At 71.5% G+C, this 25685-nt stretch carries 19 protein-coding genes; 11 read left to right on the top strand and 8 right to left on the bottom strand.

Translation table 11 applies throughout. The annotated features are described in order from the left end of the window. The first annotated feature begins 56 nt into the window (after positions 1-56). On the top strand, positions 57-1217 hold the full coding sequence (locus ACZ4N5_RS29720; RefSeq protein WP_467760115.1) for a serine hydrolase domain-containing protein: 1161 nt from the start codon (positions 57-59) through the stop codon (positions 1215-1217). Positions 1218-1301: 84 nt separating this feature from the next. Here the strand turns inward: ACZ4N5_RS29720 and ACZ4N5_RS29715 are convergent, their stop codons facing one another. From ACZ4N5_RS29715 to ACZ4N5_RS29685, 7 genes are all read right to left on the bottom strand, one after another. Next, entirely contained in the window at positions 1302-2147 is an 846-nt protein-coding gene (locus ACZ4N5_RS29715) for an EamA family transporter (RefSeq protein WP_467760114.1), read from the bottom strand. Further along, entirely contained in the window at positions 2144-2674 is a 531-nt protein-coding gene (locus ACZ4N5_RS29710) for a YbaK/EbsC family protein (protein ID WP_467760113.1), read from the bottom strand. Before ACZ4N5_RS29710 ends, ACZ4N5_RS29715 begins: the two co-directional genes overlap by 4 nt. 263 nt (positions 2675-2937) lie before the next feature. Further along, on the bottom strand, positions 2938-4608 hold the full coding sequence (locus ACZ4N5_RS29705; RefSeq protein ID WP_467760112.1) for a penicillin-binding transpeptidase domain-containing protein: 1671 nt from the start codon (positions 4606-4608) through the stop codon (positions 2938-2940). A gap of 104 nt (positions 4609-4712) precedes the next feature. Next, the gene (locus tag ACZ4N5_RS29700) at positions 4713-6344 is read right to left on the bottom strand and encodes a penicillin-binding transpeptidase domain-containing protein (RefSeq protein WP_467760111.1); all 1632 of its coding nucleotides are present in this window, start codon (positions 6342-6344) and stop codon (positions 4713-4715) included. Positions 6345-6520: 176 nt separating this feature from the next. After that, positions 6521-7135, bottom strand: coding sequence for a hypothetical protein (locus ACZ4N5_RS29695; protein WP_467760110.1), 615 nt, complete (start codon positions 7133-7135; stop codon positions 6521-6523). A gap of 291 nt (positions 7136-7426) precedes the next feature. Then, entirely contained in the window at positions 7427-9043 is a 1617-nt protein-coding gene (locus ACZ4N5_RS29690; RefSeq protein ID WP_467760109.1) for a hypothetical protein, read from the bottom strand. Between the two features lie 227 nt (positions 9044-9270). Then, positions 9271-11007, bottom strand: a complete 1737-nt coding sequence (locus ACZ4N5_RS29685) for a dolichyl-phosphate-mannose--protein mannosyltransferase (RefSeq protein ID WP_467760108.1) — start codon at positions 11005-11007, stop codon at positions 9271-9273. A gap of 95 nt (positions 11008-11102) precedes the next feature. Here ACZ4N5_RS29685 and rsmI point away from each other — a divergent pair, with 95 nt between their 5' ends. The 10 genes from rsmI (at position 11103) to ACZ4N5_RS29635 (ending at position 24693) form a co-directional block, all read left to right on the top strand. Continuing rightward, complete coding sequence (gene rsmI / locus ACZ4N5_RS29680; protein WP_467760107.1) at positions 11103-11960, top strand: 16S rRNA (cytidine(1402)-2'-O)-methyltransferase; 858 nt, start codon at positions 11103-11105, stop codon at positions 11958-11960. A 228-nt stretch (positions 11961-12188) separates the two neighbouring features. Further along, positions 12189-12668, top strand: a complete 480-nt coding sequence (locus tag ACZ4N5_RS29675) for a hypothetical protein (RefSeq protein WP_467760106.1) — start codon at positions 12189-12191, stop codon at positions 12666-12668. 82 nt (positions 12669-12750) lie between these two features. After that, positions 12751-13641 (top strand): TatD family hydrolase, encoded by an 891-nt coding sequence (locus ACZ4N5_RS29670; RefSeq protein ID WP_467760105.1) that lies wholly within the window; start codon positions 12751-12753, stop codon positions 13639-13641. Between the two features lie 147 nt (positions 13642-13788). Further along, the gene (locus tag ACZ4N5_RS29665) at positions 13789-15507 is read left to right on the top strand and encodes a ubiquitin-like domain-containing protein (RefSeq protein WP_467760104.1); all 1719 of its coding nucleotides are present in this window, start codon (positions 13789-13791) and stop codon (positions 15505-15507) included. A 26-nt stretch (positions 15508-15533) separates the two neighbouring features. Continuing rightward, positions 15534-16487 (top strand): 16S rRNA (adenine(1518)-N(6)/adenine(1519)-N(6))-dimethyltransferase RsmA, encoded by a 954-nt coding sequence (gene rsmA / locus ACZ4N5_RS29660; RefSeq protein WP_467760103.1) that lies wholly within the window; start codon positions 15534-15536, stop codon positions 16485-16487. Beyond that, entirely contained in the window at positions 16484-17386 is a 903-nt protein-coding gene (locus tag ACZ4N5_RS29655) for a 4-(cytidine 5'-diphospho)-2-C-methyl-D-erythritol kinase (protein WP_467760102.1), read from the top strand. The genes rsmA and ACZ4N5_RS29655 overlap by 4 nt, the downstream gene beginning before the upstream one ends. A 158-nt stretch (positions 17387-17544) precedes the next feature. Then, complete coding sequence (locus ACZ4N5_RS29650; protein WP_467760101.1) at positions 17545-19350, top strand: ABC-F family ATP-binding cassette domain-containing protein; 1806 nt, start codon at positions 17545-17547, stop codon at positions 19348-19350. Positions 19351-19763: 413 nt separating this feature from the next. Next, positions 19764-21680 (top strand): outer membrane protein assembly factor BamB family protein, encoded by a 1917-nt coding sequence (locus ACZ4N5_RS29645; protein WP_467760100.1) that lies wholly within the window; start codon positions 19764-19766, stop codon positions 21678-21680. A gap of 79 nt (positions 21681-21759) precedes the next feature. Next, entirely contained in the window at positions 21760-23709 is a 1950-nt protein-coding gene (locus tag ACZ4N5_RS29640; protein WP_467760099.1) for an outer membrane protein assembly factor BamB family protein, read from the top strand. A 276-nt stretch (positions 23710-23985) separates the two neighbouring features. Continuing rightward, positions 23986-24693, top strand: coding sequence for a helix-turn-helix transcriptional regulator (locus ACZ4N5_RS29635; protein WP_467760098.1), 708 nt, complete (start codon positions 23986-23988; stop codon positions 24691-24693). A gap of 46 nt (positions 24694-24739) precedes the next feature. Here the strand turns inward: ACZ4N5_RS29635 and ACZ4N5_RS29630 are convergent, their stop codons facing one another. After that, positions 24740-25633 carry an NAD(P)-dependent oxidoreductase gene (locus ACZ4N5_RS29630; RefSeq protein WP_467760097.1) on the bottom strand — a complete coding sequence of 298 codons (894 nt, stop codon included), beginning with the start codon at positions 25631-25633 and terminating at the stop codon, positions 24740-24742. Positions 25634-25685: the final 52 nt, after the last annotated feature.

The following is a 25685-nucleotide window of genomic DNA, read 5'->3' as shown; positions in this document are numbered from 1 at the left end:
CGTGTTGCACTGACTGCTGGAACTTCGGCAGCGGTGAGGCGACAGGGAGCGCGGGCGTGAACGTGAACGGCACAGTGGCCGAGGGCTTCGAGCCGGTCAGGGAGGCGTTCGCGGGCAACTTCGCGGCGCTGGGGGACCGGGGCGCCGCCGTCACCGTGTACCGCGACGGGCACAAGGTCGTGGACCTGTGGGGCGGCACCCGTGACGTCGACGGCACCGAGCCCTGGCAGCGCGGCACCGCGCAGATCGTGCGCTCCGCGACGAAGGGCGTCGCCGCCGCCGTACTCCTGCTGCTCGCCCAGCGAGGACACCTCGACCTGGACGCGCCGGTCGGCGCCTACTGGCCCGAGTACAAGGCGCACGGCAAGGAGCACACGCGCGTACGGCACCTGCTCGCGCACCGGGCCGGAGTGCCCGTCCTCGACCGTCCGCTCAGCCCCGCCGAGGCCGCGGACCTCGACCTCGCGGCCGCCGCGGTGGCCGCGCAGACGCCGGCGTGGGACCCCGGGACCGAGCACGGGTACCACGCCCAGACGTACAGCTGGCTGACGGGCGAGCTGGTCCGGCGGGTGACCGGGCGCACGATCGGCCGCTGGATCGCGGACGAGATCGCCCGGCCGCTGGACCTGGACCTGTGGGTCGGGCTTCCGGAGTCGGTGGCCGGCCGGGTGGGGCGGGTCGCGCAGGTCGAGGCGCTGTCGACGCCCGGCGGCCTGAAGACCCGTCCGAAGCGGGCGGTCTCCGAGGCGTACGCCGACCCGGACAGCCTCACCCGCCGCGCCTTCGCCGCGATCACCCCGATGCCCGACGAGAACGATCCCGCCTACCGCGCGGCCGCCCTCCCCGCGTCGAACGGCATCGCCACGGCCGACGGCCTCGCCCGCTTCTACGCCGCGCTGATCGGGGAGGTGGACGGCGTACGGCTGTTCACGCCGGAGACGGTGTCGGCCGCGCGGACGGAACAGTCCGCGGGACCCGACCGGGTCCTGGTCGTCAACACCCGGTTCGGCCTCGGCTACATGCTCCACGGCGGAGCGTCGCCGCTGCTCTCCCCGGGCTCCTTCGGCCACCCCGGCCGCGGCGGCGCCCTCGGCTTCGCCGACCCCGAGTCGGGCATCGCCTTCGGGTACGTCACCAACGGTTTCCGTACGAGCGTGACGGCGGACGCGCGGGCGCAGGCGCTGGTCCGGGCGGTGCGGACGGCCACCGAGGCGTAGGCCGCCCACCCGCGCCCGCCCGCCGCCCACCCGCGGACGCCTCGCCCACCCGCCGCCCGGTCCCTGAGCCCCGCGCGAGACCACCTACCCCGTGTGCAGCATCAGTCCGATTCCGACGACCAGGAGTCCTGCCGCCGCGATCCGGGGTGCTCCGAAGCGCTCCTTGAAGAACACCGCCCCGATGGCTGCTCCCACGATGATCGAGGACTCCCGCAGGGCCGCGACCGGTGCCAGTTCGGCTCGTGTCTGGGCCCACAGGACCAGCCCGTAGGCCGCGACGGAGAGTGCCGCGCCGAGGAAGCCGACGGCGGCGACCGGCCTGAGCAGTGCGACGGTCTCACCGCGCCAGCGGTACAGCGCGTACGCCGGGATCGCCACGCCCTCGACCGCCATCAGCCAGGCGATGTACCCGAGGGAGGTGCCGGACGCGCGCACGCCCAGACCGTCGACGACGGTGTACGCGGCGATGGACACGCCGGTCGCGAGCGCGGCGCCGATGGCGGCCCAGTTCGGGCGCCGGCCGCGCAGACCCCACAGCGCGACACCCGTCAGTCCCGCGCAGGACAGCGCGACGCCCGAGGCCGCCCACCCGTCGGGCACCTCGTGCGCGAAGACGGCCGCCAGCACCGTGACGATCAGCGGGGCGGTGCCGCGCGCGATCGGATACGCCTGCCCGAAGTCCCCGAGCCGGAAGGAGCGCATCAGCAGCACGTAGTACGCGATGTGGACGAGGGCGGAGACGATCAGGTACGGCCATGCCCCGGACGCCGGGAACGCCACGAACGGCACCATGACCAGGCCGATGAGCATGCCGCCGCCGGCGATCAGCGTGAAGCCGACGAGCTTGTCCTCGATGCGGTGCGCGAGCGCGTTCCAGCCGGCGTGGGTGACCGCGGCGAGCAGGACGGCCGCGGTGACGAGCGGTGTCACGCGATCGGCTCGCGCACATCCACCACCGTGCCGCCCGCGTGGGCGATCAGGCTCTTCGGGTCCATGGGGAAGACGGTGTGCGGGGTGCCCGCCGAGGTCCACACCGTGTCGTGGCCGAGCAGGGAACGGTCCACCAGGACACGGGTCCTCGTCCGGTGCCCGAAGGGCGGCACGGCGCCGGGCCCGTACCCGGTCGACTCCCGTACGAGGTGGGCTCCGGCCCGGGTGAGCTTCTCGGCACCCAGCTCCCGCCGTACGAGCTCCATGCCGACGTGTGCCGAGCCGTCCAGGAGCACCAGCACCGGGACCCCGTCCGCCGCGAAGAACAGCGACTTGCAGATCTGGCTCGGCTCGCAGCCGATCGCCGCGGCGGCCTCCGCGGTGGTGCGGGCCGTGTCGGGAAAGCGCCGGACCCGTCCGATCACCTCGCCGAGACCCAGCTCCCGCAGGGCCTCGGCGAAACGGGGGTGGATGTCGTTCACGACGGGGGACTGCTCCTCGCCGGAGTTCTCATCGGTGACGTTCATGCACGGCACGCTAGCGGTCGGTGTAATCGCCACGCGACCGGGTACCGCCCGGCCGGCGGGGGCCAGGCCCGGCCACCGGTCGAACGGTGGGCCCGGGTCGTCCTCAAAGGGCTCGATGAACGCCGCGAGGTCGTCGGGGATGTCCGGCGGAGTGGAGACTGGAGGCACCCATCGGCATCGCCCGCCCCCGACCACCGCTCGTCCAGGGGGAGTTGTGCTCCCGGGGCCCGTCCGCTTCCGGGAGCCGGGTGGGTGGCCGGGAGTCAGCTGCCGGCCTTCAGGAGGGCTGCCACTATCGGGCCGGCCGTGGTGCCGCCGTGGCCGCCCTGCTGGACGACGCCCGCTCCCGCCAGGTCGCCCTTCCAGGCCGTGAACCAGCCGTTGGGCTTTTCCTGGTTGTCGACCTCGGCTGAGCCGGTCTTGGCGCCGAAGTCGGGGCCGAGGCCGGCCATGGCCGAGGCGGCGGTGCCGGCGGAGGCCGTGTACTGCATCACCTCGCGCAACTGGGCGAGCGTGGCCGCGGGCAGGGTGCGGGACGCCGTGGCCAGCGTGCGGTGATCGACCGACGGGTCTACCAGGTACGGCTGGTGGAAGCTGCCGGACTGGACCGTGGAGGCGACGGACGCCATGTTCAGCGGGTTCATGCGGACCCCGCCCTGGCCCATCAGCGACGCGGCCATCTGCGCGGCGCTCTGCACCGGCACCGAACCGTCGAACGACGGAACGCCGATGGCCCAGTTGTTCCGGCTCAGCCCGAAGACCTGCTGGGCCTGCTTGGTCAGGTCGTCGTTCTGCAGCTTCTTCGCCTGCGTGATGAAGGCCGTGTTGCAGGACCGCGCGAAGCTCGCCTTGAACGTGCCGTTCTTGATCTCGAAGTCGTCGTCGTTGTGGAACTTCCAGCCGCCGTACGTCGCCGTCTTGGGGCAGGGGTGCGGCTTGTCGGGGGAGGCCAGGCCCTTTTCGAAGAGCATCGACGCCGTGATGACCTTCATCGTGGAGCCGGGCGCGAGGGAGCCCTGGAAGGCGGTGTTGAAGCCGTGGTCCGTGTTCGCGACGGCGATGATCTCGCCCGTCGAGGGGCGCATCAGAACCACCGACGCCTTGGGCTTGGCGGCCACCAGACGCTCGGCCTCCGCCTGGAGGACCGGGCTGATTGTCGTCTTCACGGTGCCCGGCGTGCCCGCGCTGAGCGTCAGCAGGGTTTTGTCGGGGGTCTTCTGGGCCCCCTTCGCCGCGGCCTTGCGGACCACGCGCAGCTCGATGCCCGCCTTGCCGCCGGCCGTCTTGCCGTACTTCTCGCGCAGTCCGTCGAGGACCGTGCCCAGAGACGGGTACTTGGCGGCGGTCAGCTCACCGCCGTGACGGTCGAGGGCGGTGATCGGGGGCGTCCCGGACCCGCCGGTCTCCAGCCGGTCGCCGTCCTGGAGGTCCGGGTGGACGACCGAGGGCTTCCAGCCGACCAGGGCCACGCCGTCCTTGACCCGGCGTACGACCGTCAGCTTCGACGAGTACGCCAGCGGCTTGGTCCTGCCCTTGTAGGTGACGGTGGCCTTGACGGTGAACGGGACGTCGGCGCCCGACGGCTTGCCGCGCGTCAGGGTCACGCCGCTGATGTGGGCGTCCTTGCCGAAGCCGGTCAGTGTCGTCGTGGCGGCGGCCGAGTCGTCGGTCGCCGCGGCCGCCCGGGTGACGTCGCCGCTCTGCCAGGCGGTCAGGAAGGCGGTGGACGCCATGCTGATCTCGGCCGCCGACAGCGGGCCCGTCCTGACGGCCTTGCGGGTGGTGGCCGTGGTCCCCTCCTCGGCCGCCGCGCCACTGCCGTACAGGCTGTAGGCACCGAACACCCCGCCGACGACGGCGACGGCGATCACCCCGCCGAGTACGGCGGGCTGCTTCGTCTTCCGTCGCTCGGCGACGCGTCTTCTCTTCCCCACAGCTTCCCGTCCTCCGCCGTCCCCTGATGCCCCGTGATGCCCTCGCGCCCCTCGCTCCCCAACGAGGAGCACCACCCTAGGCTCCCGTCCTGTGCGGAACGATGTCAGCCGCCTGTTCGTAGCACAGCTGCGACGATCGGGCCGGCCGCCTCTCCGCCGTGACCGCCCTCCTGGGTCATCGCGGCGGCCGCGATGTCGTTCCGGTACCCGGTGAACCAGCTGTTGGACTTGGCCTGGCCGTCCACCTCGGCGGAGCCCGTCTTGGCGCCGATCCTGCCGCCGAGCCCGGCCATCACCCGCGCCGCGGTGCCGCTGACCGCCGTGCGGTTCATCATCGAGCGCAGCTGCGCGACCGTACCGCTGGACAGGCCCTTGGCGGTGGCCAGTTCACGGTCGTCGAGGGCGCGCGGCACGATGACCGGCTGCCGGAAGACGCCCGTCATCGCCGTGGCCGTCACCGACGCCATGTTCAGCGGGCTCATCTGGACCTGGCCCTGGCCGATCAGGTTGGCCGCCGTGTCCGGGCCGCCGGAGGCGGGCACCGAGCCGTCGAAGGACTCGATGCCGGTCTTCCAGTTGTTCTGCCCGAGTCCGAAGCGCTGCTGGGCCTCGTTGGTCAGCGAGTCGACCTTCACCGCGTCCGCGTACTTCACGAAGGCCGTGTTGCACGAGCGCGCGAAGCTGTCGGAGAGCGTGGCGTTCTCCTGCGGCTGCATGCCCGTGAGGTTGTGGAAGGTCTGGCTCTGCCAGACCGCGGTGGCCGTGCAGGGCGCGGGACCGTTCGCCGTCGTGATGCCGTTGTCGATGAGCGTCGCCGCGCTGATGATCTTCATCGTGGAGCCGGGCGCGAGTTTGCCGAGGAAGGCCGCGTTGAAGCCGTCCGCGCGGTGGTTGGCGACGGCCAGCACCTCGCCGGTGCTCGGCTTCACGGCCACCACGGAGGACTCGGCGTAATGCGTGACCGCCTTCTCGGCGGCGGCCTGCGCGCTCGCGCTGAGTGTCGTACGGACCTTGCCCACCCGCCCCTTGGCGAGAGTGACCAGGGTCGTGTCGCCGCTGCCCTCGCCGCCGTGCCGGATCGACAGCTCGATGCCCGGCGAGCCGCCCGCCGTGTCGCCGTACTTCTCGCGGAGCGCGTCGAGGATCGGCCCCAGGGACGGGTACTTCTCCTTCGTCAGGACAACGTTGTTCCGGTCCACGGCCTCGATCGCCGGGCTCGCCGACTCGCCCGTGACCAGGGTGTCCCCGTCCTTCAGGTCCGGGTGGACTACGGACGGCTTCCAGTCCACCAGCGCCTTCCCGGTGGTCTCCCCGCGTACGACGGTCAGTTCCGAGTCGTACGCGAAGGGCTTGCTCTTCCCGTCGTAGGACACCGTCGCCTTGACGGAGAACGGCACGGTCGCCCCGGAAACCGCTCCCGGCGTGATCCTCACCCCGGTCAGGTGCGCGTCGTCGCGGTAGCCGGCGAGCAGCACCTCGGCGTTCGACGCGTAGTTCGTGTACGCGGCCGCCTTGGCCGCGTCGCCCTTCTCCCAGGCCGCGAAGAACGCGCGGCTGGCCTCCTCGACCTCGGCGCCGCTCGGCGGCCCGGTCTTCACCGGAGCGGGACCGGCGCCGGCCCCGCCCGCGCCGTCCCCGCTGATCGAGGTCACCACGTTGTAGGCGCCGTACCCGGCACCGCCCACCATCACCGCGAACACGCTGCCGATGACGGCAGCTCTTGCCCCCTTGCGCATCGCGCGAATCCCTCCCCGTGAACCCTCCTCCGAACTTCTGAACGCGTTCAGAAAAGCCGGTTCACCTCGCACTCTAGGCGCGGGTGGGGCTCATGGTGCAGACCTTCGCCGAATTGTTAGCCCCAGGCGACGAGCCGCGTCCATGAATAGCGTTCATGGACGCGGACTTCGCAGCTCTACCAGCCGGTCAGGTCGACGAGGAGATCACAGTGCGGGTCGTCCGGGGCCGACCGGTGGTACTGCTCCTCCCCGAGGAGGGAGGGCACCGAAGCGATCAGCGCGGTGCGGGGCGTCTCGCTCGTGCGGATGTCGACGCCGACGACGCCCGGCCGGTCGGGACGCCGCACATACAGCCGCAACAGGCCCTCGCCGTGCATCAGGAAGCCGATCAGGAAGGGGTTCTCGTCGTCGCCGGGGCCGGACAGGGCGCGCACGACGGTGAGCGCCCGGCCCTGTTCGGGCTCCGGATCCGCAGTGATCTCCTCCGGGCGCAGGCGGATGAGCGTCATCCCCATGACCTCGTCGACATCACTGCTGCTGTAGAGCTGGAGCCCGGTCAGGACCGTTCGCAGCAGGCCGGGGATGCGGTACGGGGTCACCGTGTCGTTGGGAATCTCGTAGAGCAAGTCCATGACGTGCTCGCCCTCTCCGGCACGGATGGCGATCCGTACGGCGCCCGGCGCGGGCAGGACGCCGCGCAGGACGCTGTACGCGGCAATGGGCGCGTTCAGGTAGTCGAGCAGCCGACGGGTGACATCCGCCTGCTGCTCCCGGTCTTCGGGGTCCGTCACGGATTCATTCACGCGGGCACTCGCCTCCGGACTGTCGGAAGGCGGCCGACGACGGCCGCCGGGCAACCGCCATGAACAGCGATGACCATGGTGGCGCGGCCGATTGCCGCGCCACCCCAGGTTTCCGTCGGCTGGACCCACGTATCCAGCCACATCCGCGACCGCCGCAGTCGATCGGGATCGCTGTTTTGGGGCCGGAAGGAGAAACAGGGCCCGCCATGCCACCGTCGGCAGCGTGCCGCCCGCATCGGAACCCCAGGTCGGCTCGCTGCTTACCCGGGGTTCCTCGTTTCAGCGGACGCGTCGCCGTACGAGGGCGAACATGCCGGCGCCGACGGCCAGTGCCGCTCCCGCGGCGGCCGTGTACCAGGGCAGTGCGCCCGCGCCCGTGCTGGCCATGGAGCCGCCCTGCGTGGTGCTGCCCGAGGCGGCGCCGCCGGAGCCGCCCGCCGAACCGCCTGTCGAGCCCGAACCGCCCGTGGATGCGGTGCCGGCCGACGACGAGCCGGACCCGCCGGAGCCGCCTGCCGACTTGCCGTCGACGGTCACCGTGATCGCCGCGGTGTTGTTCTTGTTGTTGCTGTCATGGGCGGGCTGCGACACCCTGACCGAACCGGGGGCGAGCTTATTGGGGTTGTCGATGCGCAGTTCGAAGACGAACGGCGTGAACTGCTTCGCGTCGAAGTAGTAGTCGTCGCTGTCCTGGAAGCAGGAGTAGCTTCTGGCGCCCGGCTCGCTCGATCTGAGGCGGCCCTCGAACGAGTAGCAGCCTTCGGGGACCTTCACCACCGTGGTGCCGGGCGGGACCGCCACCGCGGTGACGACGGCGGGGTCGTCTCCGGGTTCTTCGCCCCACTGCTCCATGGTGGCGGGCCCGTTGTTGCGGATGCCCAACTCCGCCTTCACCACCTGTCCGGCCTTGCCGTCGAGGGTGGCGCCAACAGCCTCGAAGTCGAAGCCGTTGGCAACGTCGACCCGGCCGTACGCGGGCCCGAACTCGAAGATCCCGGCGCCGCCGGCCCGGGGGAGGATTCTCATCGCGCGTCCGGTACCGCGGTGGACGTCGGTGAGGTGCAGCCAACCGTAGCCCTCGGCCGTCTCGTACACACTCAGGTTCCAGGTCTCGTTCAACGCTGTGCCGCCGACCTTCAGCGTGAATCCGTCGAGGTCGTAGGAGCCACCCGGTTCGACCGCGGCCTCGATGTGGCAGCGTGCTCCCTGCCGACCGACCTCGCAGTTGCTGGGCACGTCGGCGAGGGAGAGGCCCTGGGAGAACCAGGCGGCCACGTAGACACCCTGCAGGGGCCGGGAACTGTACTGCGTGAAGCCGACCGCGGGGCGCAGTGTCGCGCCGGGTCTGGTCTCGGCAGCGTTGGTATGGCCCCGGTCGATGAGCGGGCCCATGTCCGGCGCGGCGGTCTGGATCGTGATCTCTCCGAGTGCTGTGTCACCGGCCTGTCCGAAGACCCGGACCCCGCCCGTGAAACCGGGCCGCGCGGTCGCCGGCGTCTTGAAGTGCAGGGAGGGGGCACGCAGGATGTCGCCGGGCTTGAGCGGTTTTCCCCCGTTCAAGGTTTTGCCGTCACAGACGAGGAGCAGTTCCTGCTTCTTGGCGCAGGACTGGTCCACCGACAGGCTCATCTGGCCCTTGAGCGCGGTGGCGTCGATGGTCACCGTGAAGTCGGTCAGCTCCTTGGAGCCGATGTTGCGCGCGTTCAGGTAGGCGTAAGCGGTGGAGTCCACGTACGGCTTCACGGTGACCGGATCGTCGAGCTGGGTGGAGGTGAACTTCAGCGACGCGTCGGCCTCGGCGGCCTGGCCGGGAGTTGGCGCACCAAGGGCCATCAGGCCCACCGCGACGGCGGTGGCGCCGGCCCGCAGGGCGTGGCGGGGCAAGAGTCGCGGCACGATGCTCCTTCGGCTTGTCGGGGACCGGAAGCGATCCGGCCGCGGACGTAGATCGCCGACGGGGGCCGATGGTTGTACGAGCCCACGTGGGTTGTTCTCGGCCAGGAGCCGGACCGGGTTCCGGACTTCGACGGGCCTTCAGGGGGTGGCCGGCGTCAGCCGCGACGGACCGGCAACGACGACGAGGGCACGGCGGAAAGCCGTGCCCTCGTCGTGCGTCCGCCCAGCTAGACCCACGTATCCAGCCACATCCGCGATCTCCACTGGTCGATCGGGATCGCCGTGCCCGTGTACAGGGGCCAGAAGTAGATGAAGTTCCAGACGATCAGGAGGACCAGGACGCCCGCTCCCGCCGCGCCGATGACGCGGCGGCGTTCTCCGGCGCCGGGTGGGCCGAGGATCGCGCCGATCATCATCGCGACGGCGAGGCAGAGGAACGGGACGAAGACGACGGCGTAGAAGAAGAAGATCGTGCGCTCCTGGTACATGAACCAGGGGAGGTAGCCGGCCGCGACGCCGCAGGCGATGGCGCCCGCCCGCCAGTCGCGGCGGAAGGCCCAGCGCCACAGCACGTAGGCGATCGCGAAGCAGGCGGCCCACCACAGCAGGGGCGTGCCGAGCGCCAGCACCTCACGGGCGCACTTGTCGCCGGCGTCGGAGGGGCAGCCGTCCTTGCCGGGCAGCGGGGACTCGTAGAAGTACGAGACCGGGCGGCCGAGGACGAGCCAGCTCCACGGGTTGGACTGGTAGGTGTGCGGCGACACCAGCCCGACGTGGAACTTGTAGACCTCGTGCTCGTAGTGCCACAGGCTGCGCAGCCAGTCCGGGAGGAAGGTCCAGTTGCCCCCCTTGCCGTCCGTCACGGCCCAGTTGCGGAAGTAGCCGCCCTTGCCGTTGTCCGGCGACAGGATCCAGCCGGTCCAGGAGACCAGGTACACGGCCAGGGCGACCGGGACCGTCGCCAGGAACGTGATGCCCGTGTCGTGCTTGAGCGCCGCCACGTAGGGCTGCCGGGCGCCCGCGACCCGGCGCGAGGCCGCGTCCCACAGAACCGCCATGACGCAGAACGCGGCGAGGACGTACAGCCCGTTCCACTTGGTGCCGATGGCCAGGCCCAGCATCAGGCCCGCCGTCCAGCGCCAGGGCCGCCACCCCAGACGGGTGGTCTCGGCGGTCTGCGCGTCGGGGTGGGCGACGCCGTCCGCGTCGATGGGCAGCGCCGCCGCCAGCCTGGCCCGTGCCTTGTCGCGGTCGACGACCAGACAGCCGAAGGCCGCCAGGACGAAGAACATCAGCACACCGTCGAGCAGCGAGGTGCGGCTCATCACGAAGTGCAGACCGTCCACGGCCATCAGCGTGCCCGCGAGGCAGCCGAGGAACGTCGAGCGGAACAGCCGCCGCCCGATCCGGCACAGCAGCAGCACCGACAGCGTGCCGAGCAGCGCCGTCATGAAGCGCCAGCCGAAGGGGTTGAACCCGAACATCCACTCGCCGAGCCCGATGACGTACTTGCCGATCGGCGGGTGCACGACATAGGCGGCGTCGCTCGGGACCCGCACATGCCCGTTGCTCCGGAGGATCAGGTCGTTGGCGTCCTTGGCCCAGTTGACCTCGTAGCCGCGGTGGAAGAGTGCCCAGGCGTCCTTCGCGTAATACGTCTCATCGAATATCACCGCCTTCGGGCTGCCCAGGTTCCAGAACCGCAGCAGCCCGGCGAGCAGGGTCACCAGGAGCGGGCCCACCCACCCCGACCAGCGGTTGAAACGGTCGGCGACCTCCTGACGCAGCCCGAGAGCGGCCCAGATCCCGGGGCCGGGCTCGGCGTACGGCGGTACGAGCCGGTCGCGCACATCACTTCTGGGCGGCGCCGTGTAGCCGAATCGGCGCAGCCGCTGCTGCCACGACGGCTGCTGCGCTGCGGCCTGGCCCTGCCGGGTGTCCGTGGAGGACGCGGTACTGGTCACCGCGCCATCGTAGGGAACAGGTCTGTGGGAGTCCCGTGCATGGGCCCTTCCGGTCGGATGAGCTTGTCGGGCCGCGCCCCTGCGAGGATGGAACCGTGACAGGAATCCTTGTGTTGGCAGGCACCCCCATCGGCGACATCTCCGACGCGCCGCCACGGCTCGCGGCGGAACTGACCGGGGCCGATGTCGTCGCCGCCGAGGACACCCGCAGGCTGCGCAGGCTCACCCAGGCACTCGGTGTCCAGACGACGGGGCGTGTCGTGTCGTACTTCGAGGGGAACGAGGCCGCCCGGACCCCGGAACTCGTCGAGGCGCTGGTCGGCGGGGCGCGGGTCCTGCTCGTGACGGACGCCGGGATGCCGTCCGTGTCGGACCCCGGCTACCGGCTGGTCGCGGCCGCGGTCGAGAAGGACATCAAGGTCACCGCGGTACCCGGCCCGTCCGCCGTGCTCACCGCGCTCGCGCTGTCCGGCCTGCCCGTCGACCGCTTCTGCTTCGAGGGCTTCCTGCCCAGGAAGGCCGGCGAGCGGCTGTCCCGGCTGCGCGAGGTCGCCGAGGAGCGCCGGACGCTCGTCTACTTCGAAGCGCCCCACCGGCTCGACGACACCCTCGCCGCCATGGCGGAGGTCTTCGGCGCCCAGCGGCGCGCCGCCGTCTGCCGCGAACTGACCAAGACGTACGAGGAGGTCAAGCGCGGTCCGCTGGGCGAGCTGGCCGCCTGGGCCGCCGAGGGTGTCCGCGGCGAGATCACCGTCGTCGTCGAGGGCGCTCCCGAAAAGGGCGCCGAGGAACTGGACGCCGCCGAGCTGGTGCGCAGGGTCCAGGTGCGCGAGGAGGCGGGGGAGCGGCGCAAGGAGGCCATCGCCGCCGTCGCCGCGGAGGCCGGAATTCCCAAGCGGGACGTCTTCGATGCGGTCGTCGCGGCAAAGAACGCCGCACGAAGCGGCCCATAGAAGGGCAAAGGACTATCGTGAAAAGCAAAGATCAGGCCGCGTAACAGGAGCCTTCCGACAAGGAAAGGCCAAAACGCCTCCAACACTCGGCAGGCCGGATGCGTTCGTGCCGGGAGAAGCGTCCACTGGACGCAGGGACGTACCCGTCCCTCGCCTTCGGCGAATCGATGGAATTCAGGGGGAATTCCGTCGACGGAGGTGCTTGTCCAGCGGACAAGAGGAGCTGGCATGAGTGAGATGACAGGACGGACCGGCGGTATCGCCGCTGGTCAGGTCACCGAACAGACCGGGCATCGCGGCACGGCGACGGCCGTGGTTCACGAATCGTATTCTTTCGCCTGCATGCGCTGCGGGCACGGCTGGGAACAGTCGTACGAGATCGAGCACCACCGCGACGCAGAAGGCGGCGAGTACGTGGTGTACGTGGCGAACGGCCATGTCGTGCCGTCGCCCCTCAGCCGGCCCACCTGCCTGAACTGCGACAGCCACGTGGTGCGCATCATGCGTGCCGGTCAGGTGTCCTCCGTTCTCGACTCCATGCACTCCATGACGCACCGCCCGCACCGCCCGCACCGTCCGGTGCCGCGACAGCCCGAGGACGGCCCGGAGGGGGAGACGCCGACCGAGTCCTCCGACGCCCCGAAGGAGCCGCACCACTGGCACCTGTCGGATCTGCTGCACCCGTTCCAGCACCGCCGGGCGGGCTGACCGGGCCGGGCGGGACCCACGGGAGGGACTCCCGGCTCCCCGCGAGGTGAGGCCGGGCGTGCCCCCTTCGTAGGATCGGGGCATGCCTTCCTCCGCTTCCGACGCCCCCGACAAGAACGCCGCGCCTCCGCTCCCCGAGCCCCTGCGCGTTCCCGTGGCCGACTCGCACACCCATCTCGACATGCAGTCCGGCACGGTCGAGGAGGGCCTCGCCAAGGCCGCGGCGGTCGGTGTGACGACGGTCGTCCAGGTCGGCTGCGACGTGAACGGCTCCCGCTGGGCGGCCGAGACGGCGGCCGCGTACGACGCCGTCCACGCCACCGTCGCCCTGCACCCCAACGAAGCGCCCCGCATCGTGCACGGCGATCCCGACGGCTGGTCCCGGCAGGGGGCCCGGCGGCCGGGCGGCGATGTCGCGCTGGACGAGGCGCTCGCGGAGATCGACCGTCTCGCCGCCCTCCCGCACGTCAAGGGCGTCGGCGAGACCGGCCTGGACCACTTCCGCACCGGGCCCGAGGGCAAGGAGGCGCAGGAGCGCTCCTTCCGTGCCCACATCGAGATCGCCAAGCGGCACGGCAAGGCCCTGGTCATCCACGACCGCGACGCGCACGCCGACGTCCTGCGCATCCTCAAGGAGGAGGGCGCCCCGGAGCGGACCGTCTTCCACTGCTACTCCGGCGACGCCGACATGGCCGCGATCTGCGCCCGCGCCGGCTACTTCATGTCCTTCGCCGGCAACATGACCTTCAAGAACGCCCAGCCGCTGCGCGACGCGCTGGCCGTGGCCCCGCTCGAACTCGTCCTCGTCGAGACCGACGCGCCCTTCCTGACCCCCGTGCCGTACCGCGGACGGCCCAACGCGCCGTATCTCATTCCGGTCACGGTGCGCGCCATGGCCGCGGTGCGGGGGATCGACGAAGACACGCTGGCGACCTCGATCTCCGCCAACACAGCGCGCGCGTTCGATTACTGATCTGTAACGCTCCCCGGGGTTTTCCCTGGCCGGACAGGGGTCTTTCGCGAGGGAGTGTCGCGACACAACGTAGCCGCGTTGCTTGGGAGAGTGACGACCGCTCCGCTAGGTTCTGGTCGCCCGATCCGGACCCTGGAGCGTGTCGTCGTGAGCAGCTCGCGGTACGAGCAGTACGAGACGTATGGACCGACCGGTGGCGCCGAAGCCACCACCGTCGTCGTCGGTGTCACCGGCGGCGCCGCCGCGGCCGGTGCGCCCGCCGCGGCGGACCCGCTGGGTGTGCTTGGTGTGCCTGGTGTGCCTGGTACGTCCGACGCGCCTGGCGCGTTCGATGCGCGTGACGCCTCCGACGGGCCCGGAGGGGTCCGCGCGGCCGTCGCGCCCTACCCCGGCTACCAGGAGTACCCGGGCTACGAGGCGGGCTACACGGAGTACCCGCGCTACGGGCCGTACGGCACGGGCTACCCGGACCCCTACCGTCCGGCGTACCGGACGCCCACGCCCGAGCCCGCGGTACCGAACACGCCCCGTGCACCCGGGACGCCCGGTGTGTTCGGAGCGTCCGGCGTACGGGGTGTGCCCGGCGCGTCCGACGCGCCGACCGAGCCCCGCCTGCCGCGTCAGCAGGCGGACACCGTGGCCTTCACGACTCCTGCGGGCGGTGTGGACGGCACGGACGGCGCCGGCGGGCGGGACGGGCGGGCCGGGGCGCGCGCGACGGGTGGGCGGGCCGAGGCGCGCCGCGCGGCCCGGCGCAAGCGCATCCCCGAGCGCCCCGAATCCCTGCGCCGGCTGCTCCCGCAGGCCTTGGTCGTGGCCTTCCTGGCCGGCGGCACCTCCGCGTTCGTCGCCAACGACAAGGCGATCGAGCTCAGCGTCGACGGCCGACCGCGCACGCTGCACACGTTCGCGGACGACGTGACGGAACTGCTCGCCGACGAAGGCGTGAAGGTGGGCGCGCACGACGTGGTCGCGCCCGCCCCCGGCACCGCCCTCACCAACGGGGACGAGGTCGCGGTGCGCTACGGGCGCCCGGTGCACCTCACCCTCGACGGGGAGCGACGCAGGGTGTGGACGACGGAGCACACCGTGGAAGGGGCGCTCAGCCAACTGGGGGTGCGTGCCGAGGGTGCGCACCTGTCGACCTCGCGCTCGCAGCCCATCGGGCGCGAGGGCCTGGCGCTCGACGTGCGGACCGAACGCGCGGTCACGATCATGGCCGACGGCCGGGCGCGGACGATCCGCACGAACGCCGCGAGCGTCCGGGAGGCCGTCCAGGAGGCCGGGATCACCCTGCACGGACAGGACATGACCTCCGTGCCGGCCGGGAGCTTCCCGCGGGACGGGCAGACCGTCACCGTTCTGCGGGTCACCGGGGCCAGGGAGGTCCGTGAGGAACCGATTCCGTTCGAGGTGCGGCGGGCGGACGACTCCTCGCTGTTCAAGGGCATGGAGGTCGTCGAACGCCCCGGCCAGTACGGAGCGCTGCGCATCACCTACACCCTGCGCACCGTCAACGGCGTCAAGCAGCGGCCGCGGCTCGTCCGGTCCGAGGTGGTGCGGCAGCCGCAGAACCAGCTGGTCAGGGTCGGTACGAAGCCGCATCCCCCGTCCACCGGCGGCGCCGACCACCTGAACTGGTCCGGTCTCGCCGCCTGCGAGTCCGGCGGCCGACCCGGCGCCGTGGACCCGTCCGGCACCTACGGCGGCCTCTACCAGTTCGACACCCACACCTGGCACAACCTCGGCGGCAGCGGGCGCCCCCAGGACGCCTCGGCCGCCGAACAGACCTTCCGGGCGAAGAAGCTGTACGTGCGCCGCGGGGCGAGTCCCTGGCCGCACTGCGGGCCACGGCTGCACGGCTGAGGCCGGACCCCCCGTACCCTTGGCTCGTGACCAGCCCCACCTCCGACGCCCTCCTGGGCCCCGCCGAGATCCGCGAACTCGCGGCAGCCCTCGGCGTACGGCCCACCAAGCAGCGCGGCCAGAACTTCGTGATCGACGCCAACACGGTGCGCCGCATCGTGCGGACCGCGCAAGTGCGGCCCGACGACGTGGTCGTGGAGGTGGGTCCCGGCCTCGGCTCGCTGACGCTCGGCCTGCTGGAGACGGCGGACCGGGTCGTCGCCGTCGAGATCGACGACGTCCTCGCGAGCGCGCTCCCCGCGACGGTCGCGGCCCGGATGCCGAAGAGGGCCGACCGGTTCGCGCTGGTGCACTCGGACGCCATGCAGGTCCGGGAACTGCCGGGCCCGCCCCCGACCGCGCTGGTCGCGAACCTCCCGTACAACGTCGCCGTGCCCGTCCTGCTGCACATGCTCGACACCTTCCCGACCATCGAGCGCACCCTCGTGATGGTCCAGGCGGAGGTCGCGGACCGGCTCGCCGCCCCGCCCGGCTCGAAGGTGTACGGCGTGCCGTCCGTGAAGGCGAACTGGTACGCCGACGTGAAGCGGGCCGGCTCCATCGGACGCAATGTCTTCTGGCCGGCGCCCAACGTCGACAGCGGACTCGTGGCGCTCACCCGGCGCGCCGAGCCGATCAGGACGACCGCCACGAAGAGCGAGGTGTTCGCCGCGGTGGACGCCGCCTTCGCCCAGCGGCGCAAGACGCTGCGCGCCGCCCTCGCCGGCTGGGCCGGTTCGGCGCCCGCCGCGGAGGCCGCGCTCGTCGCCGCCGGGGTCTCGCCGCAGGCCCGTGGGGAGTCCCTGACGGTCGAGGAGTTCGTCCGGATCGCGGAGAACCGCGGCAGGGCGAACGGCGGGGACACCAAGGGCGCCCGCCAGTACCCCGCCGAGAACGCCGGTGACAACGGCGCCGAGAACGAGGAGTCGACCCAGCCGTGACGGAGACGGTGACGGTACGCGTCCCTGCCAAGGTCAACGTCCAGCTCGCGGTCGGCGGCGCCCGCCCCGACGGCTTCCACGGCCTGGCCAACGTGTTCCTCGCGGTCGGCCTCTACGACGAGGTGACGGTCACCGCGGCGGACGAACTGCGCGTCACCTGCGCGGGCCCGGACGCCGGACAGGTGCCCCTGGACCGCACGAACCTCGCGGCCCGCGCGGCCGTCGAACTCGGCCGCCGGTACGGCATCGACCCGGCCGTCCATCTCCACATCGCCAAGGACATCCCCGTCGCCGGCGGCATGGCCGGCGGCAGCGCGGACGGAGCCGGCGCGCTGCTCGCCTGCGACACGCTGTGGGGCACGAACGCCTCGCGCGACGAACTCCTCGAGATCTGCGCCGAGTTGGGCAGCGATGTGCCGTTCTCCCTGGTGGGCGGGGCGGCGCTCGGCATCGGGCGGGGCGAGCAGCTGCGCGCCCTGGAGGTCGGCGGGACCTTCCACTGGGTCTTCGCGATGGCCGAGCGCGGGCTGTCGACCCCGGCGGTCTTCCGCGAGTTCGACCGGATGAACGAGGGCCTACGCGTTCCGGAGCCGGTCGCCTCGCAGGACCTGCTGGACGCGCTGGCGAAGGGGGACGCGGACGCTCTCGCGCGCACCGTCTCCAACGACCTCCAGCCCGCGGCCCTCTCCCTCTTCCCGGCCCTCGCCGACACGCTCGCGGCGGGGAGCGCGGCCGGCGCCCTGGCCGCGCTCGTCTCAGGCTCGGGCCCGACCACGGCGTTCCTCGCCCCCGACGCGGAGTCCGCGCGGACGATCGGCGAGCTGCTGCTCGCCTCGGGCACCTGCCGGGCGGTCCGCGTCACGGAGTCCCCGGCGCCGGGCGCGATCGTGCTCGGCTGAGAATTCGGCCCCTCCGGCGACGGAGGAGCAGGCCTGCGGGAGCAGCGCCCCCGGGTACGGGCCGGGCAGGGGCGGAGGGGGCGAAGAACTCGCGGCGGGGGACGCTCACCGCGCGGACTACCCTTGAGGGTCGATCGTCCCCCTTGTTCAGGAGAGAAATGGCCGTCAACCTGGTCAATGTCGAGTCCGTCAGCAAGGTGTACGGCACCCGTGCACTGCTCGACGGAGTCTCCCTCGGCGTCAGCGAGGGCGACCGGATCGGCGTGGTCGGCCGGAACGGGGACGGCAAGACCACCCTGATCCGCATGCTCGCCAAGCTGGAGGACCCCGACACCGGCCGTGTCACGCACTCCGGCGGCCTGCACGTCGGCGTGCTCACCCAGCACGACTCGCTCGACCCCACGGCCACCGTCCGCCACGAGGTCATCCGCGACATGGCCGACCACGAGTGGGCCGGCAACGCCAAGATCAGGGACGTACTGACGGGTCTCTTCGGCGGTCTCGACCTGCCCGGGTTCCCGCAGGGGCTCGACACCGTGATCGCCCCGCTCTCCGGCGGTGAGCGGCGCCGTATCGCGCTGGCGAAGCTGCTCATCGAGGAGCAGGACCTGATCATCCTCGACGAGCCCACCAACCACCTCGACGTCGAGGGCATCGCCTGGCTCGCCAAGCACCTGCGCGAGCGCCGTTCCGCGCTGGTCTGCGTGACGCACGACCGGTGGTTCCTCGACCAGGTCTGCACCCAGATGTGGGACGTGCAGAAGGGCGCGGTGTACGAGTACGAGGGCGGTTACACCGACTACGTGTTCGCCCGGGCCGAGCGCGAGCGCATCGCCGCGACCGAAGAGGTCAAGCGGCAGAACCTGGTCCGCAAGGAGCTGGCGTGGCTGCGGCGCGGAGCGCCCGCCCGTACCTCCAAGCCGCGCTTCCGCGTCGAGGCCGCCAACGAACTGATCGCCGATGTGCCGCCGCCCCGCGACAAGAGCGAGCTCATGAAGTTCGCCGGTACGCGGCTCGGCAGGACCGTCTTCGAACTGGAGGACGTGACCGTGCAGGCCGGGCCCAAGGTGCTGCTCAAGCACCTGACCTGGCAGCTCGGCCCCGGCGACCGGGTCGGTCTGGTGGGCGTGAACGGCGCGGGCAAGACCTCCCTGCTCCGGGCCCTGGCCGAGGCCGCCCGCAGCGATGGCGACCAGCAGCCCGCGGCCGGCCGGATCGTCACCGGCAAGACCGTCAAGCTGGCCTACCTCTCCCAGGAGGTCGCCGAACTCGACCCCACCTGGCGGGTCCTGCAGGCCGTCCAGTCGGTCCGCGACCGCGTCGACCTGGGCAAGGGGCGCGAGATGACCGCGGGGCAGCTGTGCGAGACGTTCGGCTTCAACAAGGAGAAGCAGTGGACGCCGGTCGGGGACCTCAGCGGCGGTGAGCGCCGGAGGCTTCAGCTGCTGCGCCTGCTGATGGACGAGCCCAACGTCCTTTTCCTCGACGAGCCGACGAACGACCTCGACATCGAGACCCTCACCCAGCTGGAGGACCTCCTCGACGGCTGGCCCGGCTCCATGATCGTGATCTCCCACGACCGCTTCTTCATCGAGCGCACCACGGACAACGTGTTCGCGCTCCTCGGCGACGCCACCCTGCGGATGCTCCCGCGCGGTATCGACGAGTACCTGGAGCGGCGCAAGAAGATCGAGGAGGTGGCCGCGGCCGCCGTGCTCGCCGCGGCCCCCGCCCCGGTCAAGTCCGCTTCCGCTGCCGACAGTCGCGCGGCCAAGAAGGAACTCCAGAAGATCGAGCGCCAGTTGGACAAGATCTCCGAGAAGGAGACCAAGCTGCACGCGCAAATCGCCGACAACGCCACCGACTTCGGGAAGGTCGCCCAACTCGACTCGGAGTTGCGCGATTTGGCAGGCGAGCGCGAGGAGCTGGAAATGCGCTGGCTGGAGCTGGCGGAAGACGCCTGACGCGGAGGGCCGCACGCCCCTCGTCGAGCTCGCGGTGCCTCATGGTGCGCACAGGCGCCGCGAGCGGGCGCGCCCACACGGCGTGCGCAGCCCGTCAAAGGGCGCGTAATTCCCTTAGGGCGCCCCCGAGTTGCCGTATGCGCCCCTCACCGCGGCGCCCCGCGCCCCGCGCCCCGGCACCCCTCGCGGCGCTGAGCTCGCCTTGCGTGCCCGGCGTGAAGGGCACGTGAAGGCGCGTAACGACGGCATCACAGCCCGGTCCTCCCTTGGGAACAGGGCGCGCACCGGCCCCCTGCCCGCGCCCCCCAAAGTGATAGAAAGAGCGGTCTGAGAACAGTCTGAGAACCACCGGACGAGGCGTGAATCCAGCGCCGCCGGTGGGGCGCCACATCAGTGAAGAGGGGGAAGCGCTGATGAGTCAGCCGCCGAGTCAGCCGCCGCAGGGTGGTTTCGGAGCACCGCAGGACAAGCCGCCGACGGGTGGCGCCGACGCGCAGCCGGACCCGCGGTCGCAGGGTGGATTCGGTGCGCCCCAGGGCGAACCGCAGGGTCCGCCGCAGGGCACTCCGCAGGACCCGCGTTCGCAGGGCGCGCCCCCCAACACGCCCCCCGCACCTCAGGGTGCGCCCCCTTCTCCGGCGCAGCCGCCGCAGGCGCCCGCGCCTCAGTACGCTCCGCCCGCCGGGGCTCCGCAGCCCGGCTACGGATACCCCCAGCAGCCCGGCCCCTACGCCCAGCCCGGCCCGTACGGCCAGCCCCAGCAGCCGGGTCCGTACGGCCGGCCAGGACCTTACGGATACGGGCAGCAGCCGCAGCCGGGGTACGGGTATCCGCCCCAGGCGCCGTACCCGGGCGCGCCCGGCACCCCGCCGCCCGGCGGTCCGGGCGGCGGCTCGAAGAACCCGTTCAAGGGCAGGCCCGCGCTCGTCGTCGCCGCGGCGGTGGCCGGGCTGCTCGTCGTCGGCGGCACCGTATGGGCCGTCACCGGCGGTGGCGACGACGGGAAGAAGCCCGTCGCGAAGCAGAGCGCGAGCCACAGCCCGACCGCGTCCGCGTCGGACGATCCGGTCAACCCCGGTGACGGCAGCGGTGACGGCGGCCAGGACGACGAGAACCTCAACGCGGACCGCAAGGCCGGCGAGGCGAAGGTGCTCTGGTACAAGTCGGCGCCCGACGCGCCCGGTTCGGGCGCCGACGCCCCCGGGATGTGGATCACCGGCAAGGCGGCGGTGAAGGCCGCGTACAAGCAGCTCTTCGCATTCGATGTCGGAGACGGCAAGCCCGCTTGGCCCGCGCTGACGTTCCCGCAGAAGATCTGCGCGGTCACCCCGCAGAAGACGGCCGACGACAAGATCGTCATCGCCTACATGAGCGGCTCCGCCAGCAGTGCCAAGTGCAACCAGCTCCAGCAGATCGACCTGAACACCGGCGCCAAGGGCTGGAGCGGGAAGGTCGCGGACGGCACCCTCTTCGACAGCACGCTCTCGGTCGAAATGTCCATCACCGGCCACACGTTGACGGTCGGCCGCTCGATGTCGGGAACGGCGTACGACGTCTCCAGCGGCAAGAAGCTGTGGGACAAGGAGAAGTACGGCGCCGGCTGCTACCCGGCGGGATTCGCGGGCGGCTCCAAGCTGCTCGCCGTCTCGTCCTGCGGGGTCGGCAGCGACACCGAGCACGACGAGGTGCAGGAGCTGGACCCGGCCACCGGCAAGGCCAGGTGGACGACGAAGATCCCCAAGGGCTGGCGGGTCGAGCGTGCCTATTCCGTGGACCCTGTCGTGCTCTACATGACCAACGACGCCAAGAAGACGGTGAACATCACCGTGCTGAAGGACAACGGCGACCTGCGCTCGCAGCTCAAGAGCGACGACGGCTTCGCGCCCGAGTGCGGCTTCGCGATCCTCAACCGCGACCTGACGGGCTGCTTCGGCGCCGTCGCCGACGCCGACACGCTCTATCTGCCGACCGAGGCGAAGAGCGGCCCCAACGAGGTCGTCGCGTTCAGCCTGGCCACCGGCAAGGAGAAGTGGCGCGTCAAGTCCCCGGCGGACGCGGCGATGATGCCGATGAAGACGGACGGCACCCGTCTCATCGCCTACGTCGAGGCGTCGTACGACGGCGGCGGCCGCATCGTGTCGGTTCCGACGACGGGCGGCAGCCACACCCTCACCAAGCTGCTCCAGAACCCGCAGGGCACCGCGAACATCGAGACCGGCTTCTACTCGAAGGCCGTCGACTACGTGGACGGACGCTTCTACATCTCCACCACCCGGCTCACGGGCAATGACCAGGCGAAGGAGAAGCTGATGCTGGCCTACGGCAAGTGACCGACGCCCACCCCCAGTTCCGTCGTGCTCCGCACGCGCACAGGCCCGCCGTCCCTTCGTCCTCAGAGGTACTCACGTCATGAGCCAGCCGCCCCCGCCACCGCCGAACGAGCCCCCGCCGGGCTTCGGCGCACCGCAGGACCCCCCGAGCTCTCAACAGAGTTCGAGCAGGGGAGACCCCAACCCGGGCGGTTTCGGCGCCCCGCAGGATCCTTCCCCGAGCTCTCAACAGAGTTCGAGCAGGGGAGACCCCAACCCGGGCGGTTTCGGCGCGCCGACGCCTCCGCCGCCCGCTCCGGGCCCCGGCTACGGCTATCCGCAGGCGCCCCCGCAGTCGGCTCCGCCCGCGGCCCCGCCGCAGCAGCCGTACGGCTACCCGCAGACGCCGCCCCCGGCCCAGCCGGGCTACGGCTACCCGGGCCAGCCGCAGCCGGCCCAGCCCGGCTACGGCTACCCGGGCCAGCCCCAGCCTCCGTACGGCGCCCCGGGCCAGCCGAGCCCCTACGGCTACCCGCAGCCGCAGACCATGCCGATGCAGCCGCAGGCTCCGCAAGGAGGCGTCGGCGGGCGGAAGTTCAACAGCCAGGTGCTCATCATCGTCGCGGCCGTGGTGGCCGTCGCGCTGATCGTCGGCGGCGGCGTCCTGTACTCCCAGCACTCCAAAGGCAAGGGCGACAAGAACAACTCCCAGGGATCGAGCGGCGGCACCGGCGGCAAGGGCGGTGACAGCAAGGGCGGTGGCACCACCGGTTCCAACGGCAAGGAGAAGGTGCCGGCCGACACCGGCTCCACGTTGCTGTTCCAGATCCCCGCGCCGGCCGTGGCCAAGGACATCACGAGCGTGACCACGGTCGGCTCCTGGCTCACCGACAAGGTGTACGCCAAGACCGGCAACGCCGAGGTGAGCGGCTACGACCCGGATTCGGGCGCCAAGACCTGGACGATCAAGCTCCCCGGCCCGGTCTGCCAGGCCAGCCGGCACAGCACGGACGCCGACCGTACGGCGATCATCTACGAGCCGGCCATGCCCACCAAGGCGAACCCCTCGCACGGGTGCAGCCAGCTCGCCGCGATCGACCTCGGCGCAGGCAAGAAGCTGTGGACCCGGACGATCAAGTCCGCCGACGAACCGATCAACCTCGACAACGTGACGGTCAGCGGGAACACGGTCGCCGCGGGCAGCACCAGCGGTGGCGGCGCGTTCGACATCTCCACCGGCAAGGCGCTGTGGGCGCCGAAGTCGGGCGACAGCTGCTACGACTCCGGCTACGGCGGCGGCGACAAGCTCGTCGCGGTCCGCAAGTGCGGCGAGTACGGCAGTACGCGCCAGCTGCACATCCAGACCATCGACCCGACGTCCGGGAAGGTGATCTCCGAGTACAAAATGTCGCCCGGCATCGAGTACGCCAGCGTCGTCTCCACCGACCCGCTGGTGGTGGCCGCCGACGTCGGCGACTCCGCCGGTGACGGCAGCGGCATCTCGGACTTCTTCTCCATCGACAACAAGACCGGCAAGCTGCGGTCGAAGATCTCGGCGCCCGGCAAGACGTACGCGGCCCGCTGCGACGGCATCACCAGGATCGAGTACTGCTCCGGGATCGCCGTCGGCAACGACAAGCTGTACATCCCGACCGAGGAGCACGACGGCACCGGCGACTACAGCCGGACCAACGAGATCGTGGCCTTCGACCTGGCCACCGGGAAGCAGACCGGCCAGCGCGCGGACGCGGGTGACGGCTACACCATCACCCCGCTGCGCATGGACGGCACCAACGTCCTCGCGTACAAGCGGCCGCCGTACGACAAGGGCGGACAGATCGTCACGATCGACGGGACCTCCTTCAAGGAGACCGTGCTCATGGAGAACCCGGCGACCCAGGCGACGCGCGACGCGGAGGCCGGGATGCTCCCGGAGTACGCGGAGATCCTCTACAGCAACGGCAGGCTGTACATGTCCCAGGTCTACGCGGACAAGCCGACCTCCGCGGACGACAAGGCATACCTGGCGATCGCCTTCGGAACGAAGTAGGGCGATCATCTTCGAAAGAACGCGGTGATCGTTCCCCGAACGGATTCGTTCGGACAGGAACATCGCGTGCGGCCCCGTCCCTGCTCAGGGGCGGGGCCGCACGCGTACCCCTCATCACTCCCTATTGGGAGGGATTTCGATATTCCTGGGCACTTCTCTCCAGTAGGGGAAGCGCAACGTCGAACAAGCGTGTAGCTTCCGGGGGATGGAGAGCCGGGGGGCTCCGAATCCACGGGGAACCAGTGGGGATGCTTGGGGGGACTGGGGGGTTGCCTGATGGGAGTGCGGCTCATGGTGGTCGACGACCACCGACTGCTCGCCGAGGCGTTGGCCTCGGCATTGAAGCTGCGCGGGCACCGGGTGCTCGCCGCGGCCGCGCCCGCCGCGGGGGCGGCGGAGCTGGTGATCACACGGGCACCAGAGGTGTGCCTGATCGGTACGGCGACACCCGCGGAGCCGGGGATCTTCGACCCGGTGGTGCGGATCAAGCGGGAGCGCCCCCAGGTGGCGGTCCTGGTGCTCGGCCCGGTACCGAACCCGCGCGGGATCGCCGCCGCGTTCGCCGCCGGCGCCTCCGGATACGTACGCCATGACGAACGCATAGAGGGCGTCGAGCGCGCGATCATGAAGGCGAGGGCGGGCGAGGCGGCCGTGGCCCCGCAACTGCTCCAGGGTGCCTTCAGCGAACTGCTCAACCCCGCCGCCCAGCCGGACGACGAGGGCCAGCGGCTGCTCCAGATGCTCACACCCCGCGAGGTGGAGGTCCTGGTGCGGGTCGCCGACGGGGAGGACACCCGGCTCATCGCGGCCGGCATGGGCATCGCCCCGTCCACCGCCCGCACCCATGTCCAGCGGGTCCTGATGAAACTGGGCGTGGGCTCCCGCCTCGAAGCGGCGGCACTCGCGGCCCGCACGGGACTGCTGGACCGCGCGGGCCCGGTCCCGACCCCGATATCGCTCGGGGACACGGACAACTCCCGCTGAGGCGTACGGGGTCCCACGGGGGCAGGGGGAAGCAGGATCCACGGGTCTACGAGGGGGGCTTGCCCTCCTCAAAGCTCGCGAAGTACGCGGCGGCCATGTCCTCGTCCCCGTGGCCGAGGGCGTTGGCGCGGCCGAGGCGGTCGGCGGTGGCCTCGGTGACGTCGAGACGGACGCCGTGCCGCCGCCCCGCCTGCACGATCAGCCGGGCGTCCTTCTCGGCGGTGGCGACGGCGAAACTCGCGGGGGACAGCCGGTCCTCCAGGACGAGGGCGGCCTTGGCGTGCAGATAACCCATGTCGAGCGGGCCGTCGGCGATGAGGCCGAAGAAGTCCTGCGGGTCCACGCCGAGGCCTTTGGCCAGGGCGAGTACCTCGCCGGTCGCGGCGGTCGCGGCGAGGAGCCACGTGTTGGCGACGAGCTTGAGCCGGGTGGCGCTGCCCGTCGAGCCGTCCTCGCCGGTCCACACGGTACGGGTGCCGACGGCGTCGAAGACGGGCGTCACGGTGTCCCGGGCCGCGCTCGGGCCGGCGGCGAGCACGGTCAACTGCCCGGCCTCGGCGGGTGCGCGCGTTCCGAGGACGGGAGCGTCGAAGAAGACGAGCCCGTGCGCGCGGGCGAACTCGGCGAGCTCGCCGAGTGCCTCGATTCCGGCGGTCGTGCACTGCGCCCAGACGGCCCCGGCGCGCAGCCCGGGTGCCGCTCGGCGCATGACGTCGAGGACGGCGGGGCCGTCGTACAGCATGGTCAGGACGACATCGGCGCCCCGCACGGCCTCCTCGGGGGTGTCCGCGATGTGCGCACCGTCGCCGGCCAGCGGCTCGGCCTTGGCGCGGCTGCGGTTCCAGGCGCGGACGTCGTGGCCGGCACGGGCGAGGTTGCGGGCCATCGCGGCCCCCATGATTCCGGTGCCCAGGATGCTGACGGTGAGTGTGTCGGTCATGAGGTCAGCTTCCCCCTTCCCGGTGAGGAGAAGCCGCATCACATGCGGGAAG

The sequence above is a fragment of the Streptomyces sp. NPDC026500 genome, from assembly GCF_055567635.1.
The sequence above is the reverse complement of the archived record's forward strand: the minus strand, read 5'-3'. Positions and strand labels throughout refer to the sequence as shown.